9 protein-coding genes and 1 tRNA gene are annotated in these 10,545 nt (G+C 76.7%); 4 read left to right on the top strand and 6 right to left on the bottom strand.

What is annotated here, in order from left to right; translation table 11 throughout:
- Window positions 1-77: 77 nt before the first annotated feature.
- From GTR00_RS06180 to GTR00_RS06190, 3 genes are all read right to left on the bottom strand, one after another.
- A complete protein-coding gene (locus GTR00_RS06180) occupies window positions 78-1,013 on the bottom strand; it encodes a copper homeostasis protein CutC (protein ID WP_166610762.1) in 936 nt (311 codons plus the stop codon).
- The gene (locus GTR00_RS06185) at window positions 1,010-2,131 is read right to left on the bottom strand and encodes a DUF3616 domain-containing protein (RefSeq protein WP_323132263.1); all 1,122 of its coding nucleotides are present in this window, start codon (window positions 2,129-2,131) and stop codon (window positions 1,010-1,012) included. Before GTR00_RS06185 ends, GTR00_RS06180 begins: the two co-directional genes overlap by 4 nt.
- Before the next feature lie 105 nt (window positions 2,132-2,236).
- A tRNA-Gly gene (locus GTR00_RS06190) sits at window positions 2,237-2,309 on the bottom strand.
- Between the two features lie 212 nt (window positions 2,310-2,521).
- Between GTR00_RS06190 and dnaK the strand changes: the two genes are divergently transcribed.
- From dnaK to GTR00_RS24845, 4 genes are all read left to right on the top strand, one after another.
- Window positions 2,522-4,390, top strand: coding sequence for a molecular chaperone DnaK (dnaK, locus tag GTR00_RS06195; RefSeq protein WP_166610763.1), 1,869 nt, complete (start codon window positions 2,522-2,524; stop codon window positions 4,388-4,390).
- Entirely contained in the window at window positions 4,390-5,004 is a 615-nt protein-coding gene (gene grpE / locus GTR00_RS06200) for a nucleotide exchange factor GrpE (protein ID WP_166610764.1), read from the top strand. Before dnaK ends, grpE begins: the two co-directional genes overlap by 1 nt.
- Before the next feature lie 49 nt (window positions 5,005-5,053).
- Entirely contained in the window at window positions 5,054-6,115 is a 1,062-nt protein-coding gene (locus GTR00_RS06205; protein ID WP_166610765.1) for a DnaJ C-terminal domain-containing protein, read from the top strand.
- Between the two features lie 177 nt (window positions 6,116-6,292).
- Complete coding sequence (locus GTR00_RS24845; RefSeq protein ID WP_166610770.1) at window positions 6,293-6,673, top strand: heat shock protein transcriptional repressor HspR; 381 nt, start codon at window positions 6,293-6,295, stop codon at window positions 6,671-6,673.
- 22 nt (window positions 6,674-6,695) lie between these two features.
- On the opposite strand, the gene GTR00_RS06215 is transcribed toward GTR00_RS24845, so the two are convergent.
- The 3 genes from GTR00_RS06215 to GTR00_RS06225 all read right to left on the bottom strand — a co-directional run bounded on the left by GTR00_RS06215 (window position 6,696) and on the right by GTR00_RS06225 (window position 10,501).
- Window positions 6,696-8,300, bottom strand: a complete 1,605-nt coding sequence (locus GTR00_RS06215) for a histidine kinase N-terminal 7TM domain-containing diguanylate cyclase (RefSeq protein ID WP_166610766.1) — start codon at window positions 8,298-8,300, stop codon at window positions 6,696-6,698.
- 152 nt (window positions 8,301-8,452) lie between these two features.
- Entirely contained in the window at window positions 8,453-10,054 is a 1,602-nt protein-coding gene (locus tag GTR00_RS06220; RefSeq protein WP_166610767.1) for a histidine kinase N-terminal 7TM domain-containing diguanylate cyclase, read from the bottom strand.
- A 147-nt stretch (window positions 10,055-10,201) separates the two neighbouring features.
- Window positions 10,202-10,501, bottom strand: coding sequence for a hypothetical protein (locus GTR00_RS06225; protein WP_166610768.1), 300 nt, complete (start codon window positions 10,499-10,501; stop codon window positions 10,202-10,204).
- Between the last annotated feature and the right edge of the window lie 44 nt (window positions 10,502-10,545).

Genomic DNA, 10,545 nt, shown 5'->3' on the forward strand with positions numbered 1-10,545 from the left:
GTCCACAGCCCTGCCCACAGCTGTGGGCAAAACCTTGGGGACAAGCCTGTGGGGGTGCCTGTGGGGGCTGTGGAGAACTACACGGTTGTGGTCCCCCCCACGCCCGCCGAGCTGCGCAGCGCCGCTCCGGGGCCCGCGGTGCGGCACTGCGGGCCGCTGCCGCTGCTGGCCGTGTCCCTGCTGGCGGTGCCCGCCTCGTTCGCCGTCACGAGCTGGGCGGCCGGGGCCGCCGGGCTCGCCGCGCAGGCGCTGTGCCTGCCGCTGGTGGTGCAGCGCTGGCGCGCGCTGCCGCACCGGCTGCTGCCCGGGGCCGTCGGTGCGCTCTCGGTGGGCTGGTCGGCGTGGCTGCTCGGCGAGCCCGGCCAGGGGGATCCGCTGGTGGCCGCGCTGACCGCCGCGCTGCGGCTGGCGGTGCTGGTCGTGCCCGGGGCGCTGCTGCTGGCGTGGCTGGACCCCGGCGACGTGGCGGGCCTGCTGGCCGCGGCCACGCGCCGCAGCACGCCGGCCCCCTGGACCGCGGTGGGCGCCCCGCCGGAGCTGAGCACCCCGTCCAGCCCGAGGCCGGCGGCGGCCGCGGCGGCCGCGACGGGGTCGGCGGCGTGGTCCACCGCCCGGTGCAGCACCACCGCGCACCCGGCGCGCTCGGCGCGGGCGGCCCGCGCCCAGCGCCGCACGGCGCCGGTGTCCAGGGTGCCGTCGGCGCGCAGGGCGCCGACGACGACGCCGGCGGCGCCCGCGCGCACCGCGTGGCGCACGTCGCGCTCGGTGAGGGCGACCTCGTCGGGGTCGTGGACGAAGTCGCCGGGGCGGCAGCGCACGAGGACGTGCACGGGGCGCCCGGCGCGGGCGGCGACCTCGACGGCCGCCTCCACCAGGGCCTGCGAGGGCGTCAGCCCGCCCAGCTCCAGCGCGCTGCACAGCTCCAGCCGGTCGGCCCCGGCGGCCAGGGCGGTCGCGGCGTCGGCGGGGGAGGTCACGGCCACCTCCAGCAGGGGCCCGGGCGCCCCCGTCACGGGGTGGGCAGGTCCCACACGTCGGCGAGCATCCCGCCGCCGGTGGTGTGCCGGGCGTCGGCGGGGGAGTCCAGCACCACCACGAGCTGCTCGCCGTGCCCGCCGCCGTGGGCGCCGGCGGGCAGCACGGCGATGCCCTCGGCGTGGTCCTCCCCGCGCCCGTGCGGCAGGTCCAGCACGACCGGCAGCCCGTCGGCGCGCACGACGGCGGCGGCGTCGTGGGCGCAGGCGCCCACCCAGCGGTGCACGCGCACCGGCCCGGACAGGCTCATGGACGGCCCGGCCAGGACGAGCAGGTCCTCCCCGTGCGGGCACAGGTCCCGCACCCCCAGGCCCTCCAGGTCCAGCAGGTGCAGGCGGTAGCGCTTGCCCTCGCCGGGGCCCTTGGAGAACTTCTCCAGCGTCAGGCGGTGCGGGTCGTCGGGGTCGGTGACCGGGCGCACCTCGGCGACCACGGCCCAGCCGCGCAGCACGGGGCCGCGGAAGCCGACGTGGACGCGCACCTCGCCGTCGTCGCGGGCGTGCACGGCGATGCCCTCGACGTCGACGCCGTTGTCCTTGCCGGGGATGGCGAAGAACGGCCCGAGCAGGTCGTCGTCGGCGAGCAGCTCGGCCAGGGAGTCGCCGCGCCCGCCCAGGACGGCGGCGGTCAGCTCCTCGTCCCCCTCGCGCACGGTGCGCGCGGGCAGGCCGGTGGCGGGGTCGACGGGCAGGCGCACCAGCACGAAGCGGTTCTCCTCGCGCACCACCTTCGCCAGGCGCTTGCGGGCCTTGTCGTCGGGGTCGGAGGAGCGGATGCGCTTGCGCTTGAGGCTGTGCGAGCCCACGGCCCACAGCCAGGGGCCGAGGCGGGCGATGCCCTCGACGTCGGCCTCCTCCTCCTCGCCGGCGGGCAGCTCGACGAGGTCGGCCAGGCGCACGCTGGCCTCGTCGCCGTAGCCGACGACCCGCCCCTCGCCGTCGCGGTGGGCGGTGAGGCGCTCGACGGTGGCGGTCTCGTCGCCGGCCACCCACAGGTGCTCGCCGTCGGCGCGCACGGCGGAGAGGTTGGTGTGCGTCGAGCCGGCCCGGGAGGCCTCGGAGAAGTGCAGCGGCACCTGCCGCGCGGGAGCGTCCACGCCGCGACCCTATGCAGGGCGGGCGCGGTGCGCGGGGAGTTGCGCGGCGCCGCCCGGGGAGCGCGAGAGCCCCGGGTCGGTGGACCCGGGGCTCTGGCGGTGCTGAGCGGACGACGGGACTCGAACCCGCGACCCTCACCTTGGCAAGGTGATGCGCTACCAACTGCGCTACGTCCGCACGCCCACCGGTGCCGGCCCGTGGGCCGGTCCCTGCTGGCGTCGTAGACCTTAGCCCACTCCCGGGGTGCCCGTGCACGCGGGAACACCGGGCGCCCCCCGGCCGTTGAGCCGAGTGCGCTCAAGTCTGGTGCGCCCCGGGTTGACAGATCCCCGGCGGTGCGCAGACTTGAGCCAGGAAGACTCAATCGCTCAACGAGGGGGACCCCCACCATGGCACGTGCGGTCGGCATCGACCTCGGGACCACCAACTCCGTCGTCTCCGTCCTGGAGGGCGGCGAGCCGACGGTCATCGCCAACGCCGAGGGCGGACGCACGACCCCGTCCGTCGTGGCGTTCGCCAAGAACGGCGAGGTGCTCGTCGGCGAGATCGCCAAGCGCCAGGCCGTCACCAACGTCGACCGGACGATCCGCTCCGTCAAGCGGCACGTCGGCACCGACTGGAACGTCGCCATCGACGACAAGAAGTACACCCCGCAGGAGATCAGCGCGCGCGTGCTGCAGAAGCTCAAGCGCGACGCCGAGTCCTACCTCGGCGAGGCCGTCACCGACGCGGTCATCACCGTGCCGGCGTACTTCTCCGACGCCCAGCGCCAGGCCACCAAGGAGGCCGGCGAGATCGCGGGCCTGAACGTCCTGCGCATCATCAACGAGCCCACCGCGGCCGCGCTCGCCTACGGCCTGGACAAGGGCAAGGAGGACGAGCTCATCCTCGTCTTCGACCTCGGCGGCGGCACGTTCGACGTGTCCCTCCTGGAGGTCGGCAAGGACGAGGACGGCTTCTCCACTATCCAGGTGCGCGCCACCTCCGGCGACAACCACCTCGGCGGCGACGACTGGGACCAGCGGATCGTCGACCACCTGCTGAAGAAGGTCCAGGGCGCCTACGGCATCGACCTGTCCAAGGACAAGATCGCCATGCAGCGCCTGCGCGAGTCCGCCGAGCAGGCCAAGAAGGAGCTGTCGACGGCGACCAGCACCGGCATCTCCCTGCAGTACCTGTCGATGACGGAGAACGGCCCCGTCCACCTGGACGAGCAGCTCACCCGCGCGCAGTTCGAGCAGATGACCCAGGACCTGCTGGACCGCACCAAGGCCCCGTTCCACGCCGTCATCCGCGACGCCGACGTCAAGCTCGCCGACATCGACCACGTCGTGCTCGTGGGCGGTTCCACCCGCATGCCGGCCGTGACGAACGTCGTCAAGGAGCTGACCGGCGGCAAGGAGCCCAACAAGGGCGTCAACCCCGACGAGGTCGTCGCCATCGGCGCCGCCCTGCAGGCCGGTGTCCTCAAGGGCGAGCGCAAGGACGTCCTGCTCATCGACGTCACCCCGCTGTCCCTGGGCATCGAGACCAAGGGCGGGATCATGACCAAGCTCATCGAGCGCAACACGGCCATCCCGACCAAGCGCTCCGAGGTGTTCACCACCGCCGACGACAACCAGCCCTCGGTGCTCATCCAGGTGTTCCAGGGCGAGCGCGAGCTGGCCCGCGACAACAAGCCGCTGGGCACGTTCGAGCTCACCGGCATCGCGCCCGCCCCGCGCGGCGTGCCGCAGGTCGAGGTCACCTTCGACATCGACGCCAACGGCATCGTGCACGTCTCGGCCAAGGACCGCGGCACCGGCAAGGAGCAGTCGATGACCATCTCCGGCGGCAGCGCGCTGTCGAAGGAGGACATCGAGCGGATGGTCAAGGACGCCGAGGCGCACGCCAACGAGGACAAGCAGCGCCGCGAGGAGGCCGAGGCCCGCAACCAGGCCGAGAGCCTCGTCTACCAGACGGAGAAGTTCCTCGCCGACAACGCGGACAAGCTGCCCGCGGACGGCAAGGAGGAGACCGAGAAGGCCGTCGCGGAGCTGAAGAGCGCCCTCAACGGCACCGACGCGGGCGAGATCAAGGCCAAGACCGAGGCCGTCGCGCAGGCCAGCCAGAAGCTCGGCTCGGCCATGTACGCGCAGGCCCAGGGCGAGCCCGCCGCCGGCGGCGACGCCGGCGCCTCCGCCGGCCCGGACTTCACCAAGCCCGCCGACGACGACGTCGTGGACGCCGAGGTCGTCGACGACGAGAAGGACAAGTGATGTCGGAGGAGACCGAGGCGCCGCAGGGACCGGTCGTCCGCGACCGCCGCCGCATCGACCCCGAGACGGGCCTGACCCGCGAGCAGGCGCCGGAGCAGCCGGCGCCCGCCGCGGGCGGGGAGGCGCCGGCCCAGCCGGCCGCCCCCACCGTCGGCGGCCCGGACGACGGCGCCGCCGACGCGGCGCTGGAGGCCGCGCAGGCCCTGGCCGCCGAGCGGCTGGAGGAGCTGCAGCGGCTGAACGCGGAGTACGCGAACTACCGCAAGCGCGTGGACCGCGACCGGGACGTGGCGAAGAACGCGGCGCTGTCCAGCGTCGCCGAGGCGCTGCTGCCGGTGCTGGACGACGTGCACCTGGCCCGCCAGCACGGGGACCTCACCGGCCCGTTCTCCGCGATCGCGGAGAAGCTGGAGGCCACGCTGGGCCGCTTCGGCCTGGAGCGCTACGGCGAGAACGGCGAGCCGTTCGACCCGGCGGTCCACGAGGCGCTCATGCACAGCCACTCCGACGAGTACGACGTCGCCACCTGCGTGCAGGTGCTGCAGCCGGGCTACCGCTTCGGCGAGCGCGTGCTGCGCCCGGCCCGCGTCGCGGTGGCCGACCCGCAGGGATGACCCCCGCGGGAGGGACCACGACCGGGAGCACGGGGAGGAGGGGACGCCGGTGAGCATGCAGGACTGGGCCGAGAAGGACTTCTACGCGGTGCTCGGCGTCTCCCACGACGCCGACGCCGCGGAGGTCAAGAAGGCGTACCGCAAGAAGGCGCGCACGCTGCACCCGGACGCCAACCCGGGCGACCCGGTCGCCGAGCAGCGCTTCAAGGAGGTCGGCGAGGCGTACGCCGTCCTGTCCGACCCCGAGCAGCGCCGGCAGTACGACGGCGTGCGCGCGATGGTCGGCGGCGGCGCCCGCTTCTCCGCCGGCGGTGCCGGCGGCGCGGGCGCCGGGGCGGGTTTCGAGGACCTGCTCGGCGGGTTGTTCGGCCAGGGCCGCGCGCCCGGCGGGGTGCGCTTCGGCACCCCCGGCGGTGCGGGCGGTGCGGGCGCCGGGGCGGGTTTCGAGGACCTGCTCGGCGGGCTGTTCGGCCAGGGCGGTGCCGGCGGTGCCGGTGCGCCCCCGTTCGGCGGTCCGTTCGGCGGTCCGCCGCCGCCGGCGCGCGGGCAGGACCTCGAGGCGTCGGCGCGGGTGGGCTTCCGCGCCGCGCTGGAGGGCGCGACCGTGGCGCTGCGGGTGCCCGACCCGCGCGGCGGGCCGGTGCGCACCGTCAACGCCCGCCTGCCGCAGGGCGTGCGCGACGGTCAGAAGGTCCGCCTGCGCGGCAGGGGCATGCCCGGTCCCGGCGGCACCGCCGGGGACCTGCTCGTCACCGTGCACGTCGAGCCGCACCCGGTGTTCAAGCGCGAGGGCGACGACCTGCGGATGACGCTGCCCGTCTCCTTCGACGAGGCGGTGCTCGGCGCGACGGTGGAGGTGCCGACGCTGGACGGCTCGACCGTGCGCGTGAAGGTGGCCCCGGGCACGCCCTCGGGCCGCACGCTGCGGCTGAAGGGCCGCGGCGTGAAGCGCTCGCGCGCCGGTGACGAGGCCGGCGACCTCCTGGTCTCCGTGGAGGTCGTGGTCCCGCAGCGCGTGGACGGCGCCGTGCGCGAGGCGGTGGAGGCGTTCGCGGAGGCGACCGCCGGCGAGGACCCCCGCGCCGGCCTGGCCGAGCGGGCGCGCAGCTAGCGCCGGCGGCGCGGCGCAGCAGCACCGGTCCCGCGCGGGCCGTGCACCGGGGCACCGGGCACGGCCCGCGCGGGACCGCACGACGTTCCGGGGACGGCGGGAGGAGGTGGGCACGTGCACGACTACGACGACGACGCGGCGGTGTTCGTCATCTCCGTGGCGGCCGAGCTGGCGGGGATGCACCCGCAGACGCTGCGCCAGTACGACCGGCTGGGCCTGGTCTCGCCGAGCCGGGCGCGCGGGCGCGGGCGGCGCTACTCCGTGCGCGACATCGCCCAGCTGCGCGAGGTGCAGCGGCTGTCGCAGGAGGACGGCGTCAACCTCGCCGGCATCAAGCGGATCCTGGAGCTGGAGAACCAGGTGACCGCGATGGGTCGGCGCATCGAGGAGCTGCAGGCCGAGGTGGACCTGGTGCGCCAGCAGGCCCGGCGCATCTTCGCCGCCGGCGTGGCCGGCGACATCGTCGCCACCCCGGTGGGCAAGCGGCCCCCCTCGCCGGCGCGCTCGACCGCGCTGGTGGTCTGGCGCCCGGAGCGGCCCGAGCGCGCCGCGCGCTGACCCCCGCCCCGCGGCGGAGCGCTCAGCGCTCCCCCACCCGCAGGCCGCCGGCCGCGACCACCCGGTCGCGGCCGGCGGCCTTCGCCGCGTAGAGGGCGGCGTCGGCGGCGGCCAGCAGGCCCGCGGCGTCGTCCGCGTCGGCCGGGTGCACGGCGGTGCCGACGGAGACGGTGGGGCGCACGACGGCACCGGGGGCGACCTCCACGCGCAGGCGCGCGCACGCCGCGCGCAGCTCCTCGGCGCGCTCGCGCGCGGCCGCCGGTCCCGCCCCGGGCAGCAGGACCACGAACTCCTCCCCGCCGCAGCGCGCGGCGGTGCCGCCCGCGGGCACGTGCCGCCGCAGCGCCCCCGCCAGGGCGACGAGGACGGCGTCGCCGGCGGCGTGGCCGTGGGTGTCGTTGACGGCCTTGAACCGGTCGGCGTCCACGACCAGCACGGCCAGCGCGGTGCCCCCGCGCCGGGCCGCGGCCAGGGCGTCGCCCAGCGCGGCGGTGAGGAAGCGGCGCTCGTGCAGTCCGGTGAGCGGGTCGCGCACCGACTCCTCCTCCAAGCGGGCGCGCAGCTGCTCGGCCAGCCGCAGCTGCTCCTCCAGCTGCCGGCGGGCCCCGACCAGCTCCGTGACGTCGCGGGCGACGACGACGCGACCCAGGCAGCGGCCGCGGCCGTCGGTGATGGCGGTGACCCGCACGTCCAGGTGCAGCCCGGGGACCGGCTCGAACGGGTAGCGGTCCTGCCCGCGGGGCAGCTCGCGCAGCGCCCGGCCGCTGAGGAGCGTCCGCGCCGGCAGGCCCACCGGGTCCAGCGGGCCCGGCGCGGCGCGCCGCAGCAGCGCGCGGCCGGTGGGGTTGACGTCGACGACGACGCCGTCGGCGTCCACGACGACGACGGCGTCGGTCACCGCCTCCAGGACCGCGCCGCGCGCCACCGGCACCACGCGCAGGAACCCGCGGCGCAGCATCGCGTGGCCCACGACGGCCCCGCTCACCACGAAGCACAGCGGCAGCAGGCCGACCGTCGGCAGCCCCCCGGGCAGGCGGGGCAGCGCCAGCGCCAGGGCGCTGCCGGCCAGCGGCACCAGGCAGGAGACCAGCGTGGCCGTCAGCTGCGCGCGCACCACCCCGCTGGCCGCGGCCCGGGCCCGGGCGAGGTGGGCGAGCCCGCCCAGCAGCAGGTGCTGCGTCCACGCCAGGTGCAGCCAGTACGCCGGCCCGGGCACCCACTCGGCGTGCACGGGGTCCCCGGTCAGGTGCACGTCGGTGAAGAACCAGCCGTGCCAGGGGTCGGTGAGCGCCAGGGCGGTGAACAGGCCGCCCGCGACGGCGTGCACGGCGAGCCAGGTGCGGCCGGGCCGGAAGTGCGGGTCCGGCAGGGTGCGGTAGAGCACGCGGGAGGAGGCGACGGCCACGTGGACGCCGGCGACGAGGAGGGCGTCCACGGCGGGCAGCAGCGCCAGGTGCAGCCCGAGCACACCGGGCAGCCCGGCGAGGGTCCAGGTGACCAGGCCGGCCATGACCAGCGCCAGCGGCGCGGCGGCGGCGGTCGTGCCGCGCCGCCGCCAGGCCAGCACGCCCAGGACGGTGCAGAGCGCGGCCCCCAGGAGGAACAGCGCGACGACCAGCGCGCGCACCGCACCCCCTCCGCCCGCGGGGGCGGACCCTCCGTCCCGACGCTCCACGTGGGGATCGGCAGGCGCGGGCCCCGGCTGCACGGCGGGGCGCCCGGCTCGACCCGATCGGAGCACCGCCCGGTCGAGCACCGCCGCGTCGAGCCGCGTGCGGCTCAGCCTGCGGCGACCACCCGGTCGCGGCCGGCGGCCTTGGCCGCGTACAGGGCGGCGTCGGCGGCGGCCAGCAGGCCCGCGGCGTCGGCGGCGGCCAGCAGGCCCGCGGCGTCGGTGCCGCTGCCGGGGTGCACGGCGGTGCCCACGGAGACGGTGGGGCGCACGACCGCGCCGGGGGCGACCTCCACGTGCAGGCGCGCGCACGCCGCGCGCAGCTGCTCGGCGCGCTCGCCCGTGGCGGCGGCGTCGGCGCCGGGCAGCAGCACGACGAACTCCTCCCCGCCGGTGCGGGCCACGACGTCGCCCGGGCGCGCCCCGGCGGCCAGCGCGCGCGCCACCGCCACGAGCACCTCGTCCCCGGCGGCGTGGCCGTGGGTGTCGTTGACGGCCTTGAAGCGGTCCACGTCCAGGACCAGCACCCCCAGGGGCTGCCCGGTGGCGCGCGCCTGCCCCAGCGCGGCCGGCAGCGCCTCGTCGAGCAGGCGGCGGTTGTGCAGGCCGGTGAGCGGGTCGCGCACGGACTGCTCCTGCAGCTGCGCGCGCAGCCGCTCCACCAGGGTCAGCTGGTCCTCCAGGCGCCGGCGGGTCTCGACGACCTCGGTGATGTCGCGGGCGACGACGACGCGGCCCAGGCAGCGGCCGCGGCCGTCGGCGATGGCGGTGACGGTGACGTCCAGGTGCAGGCCCGGCACGTACTCCAGCGTGTAGCGGGTGTGCTGCCCGGGCAGGTCGCCCAGCGCCCGGGGGCTCAGGAAGGCGCTGCCGGGCAGGCCGATCGGCTGGGGCACGTCCGGGCGCGCAGCGCGCAGCATCCGCACGCCGGCGGGGTTGAGGTCGACGACCGTGCCGCCGTCGTCGACGACGACGACGGCGTCGGTGACGGTGTCCAGCACCGCCTCGCGCGCCACCGGCACCACGCGTAGCAGCCCGCGGCGCAGCACCGCGTGGGCGGCGACCAGCGCGGTGACGGTGAAGCACAGCGGGGTGGTGTCCTGCCCCTCGGCCAGCCGGGGGTTGCTGATGTTGACGAGGTTGCCGACCACGGGCACGGCGGCGGCCACGAGCACGCTGGTGATCTGGTCGCGCACGACGGCGCTGGCGCGCCACCAGGCGCGCGCCAGGTGGCCGCCGGCGGTGGCCAGCAGCGCGTAGCACCAGGCGGTGTGCACCCAGAACAGCGGCCCGTAGACCACCGAGAAGTGCTGGGGGTCCCCGGCGTGGCCGGTGCTGGTGAAGAACAGGTGGTGCCAGGGGTCGCTGGCCACCGCGGCGAGCACGAGCACCGGCGGCACGACGAGGCCGGCGACCTGGCGGCGGCCGGGGCGGTGGTGGGGGTCGACGATCGTGCGCGCCAGCAGGTGCATGCCCACCACGCAGCCCAGGACGCCGACGAAGGTGAGGTAGGTGGCGGTGCGGGCCACGGCCAGGGACTGCACGAGGTGCACGGGCGCGTTGCCGGCGGACCACACGGCCAGGCCCGCGCAGACGCCGGCGAGCGCGGTGGCGGCCGGGGTGCTGCGCCGGTGCCGCCACGCGATGGTCGCGGTGAGCGCGTTGAGCAGGGCGGAGACGCAGAACGCCGCCGCCACCAGGTGCTGCACCGCCGTCCCCCCCCGCTGCCGAGCCGCGGGGCCGCCGGCCCCCGTCGTGCAGCGCATCGGCGCCTGCGGGTGCGCGCTGGAGCCGCGCTGGGCCGGACGGGTGACGGGGCGGTCCCGTCCGGCCCAGCGGTGGGGGAGCCGGCCGGCTCAGCGGCCGGCGGCCTCCTCCTCGTGCTCGGGCACCAGCTCGGCCACCGGGCGCGGGGAGCGCCGCGCCCACACGAAGAACAGCGCGCCCACGACGAGCATCGGTGCGCCGGTCCACAGGTTGATGCTGATGCCGGCGGCCTGGGCGCGGTCCTGCTCGCCGTTGACGGCGCCCAGGACGAGCAGGACCGCGCCGTAGACGACGAACACCGTCCCGATGATGTTGCGCAGGTCGAAGCGGCGCGCGAAGCGCACCGCGCGGCGGTCGGCCTCGCTCAGGCTCGACAGGTCCTCGCTCACGACGCCTCCTCGGCGGGGGTCCAGGGGGTCCAAGGGGTCCAGGG

The sequence above is a fragment of the Kineococcus indalonis genome (genome assembly GCF_009906395.1).
Taxonomy (GTDB): Bacteria; Actinomycetota; Actinomycetes; order Actinomycetales; family Kineococcaceae; genus Kineococcus; species Kineococcus indalonis.

What these genes read in the sequence shown, in the direction of transcription:
- grpE (WP_166610764.1), top strand. Translation starts at nt 4,390, where the DNA reads ATGTCGGAGGAGACCGAGGCGCCGCAGGGACCGGTCGTCCGCGACCGC.
- GTR00_RS24845 (WP_166610770.1), top strand. Translation starts at nt 6,293, where the DNA reads ATGCACCCGCAGACGCTGCGCCAGTACGACCGGCTGGGCCTGGTCTCG.
- dnaK (WP_166610763.1), top strand. Translation starts at nt 2,522, where the DNA reads ATGGCACGTGCGGTCGGCATCGACCTCGGGACCACCAACTCCGTCGTC.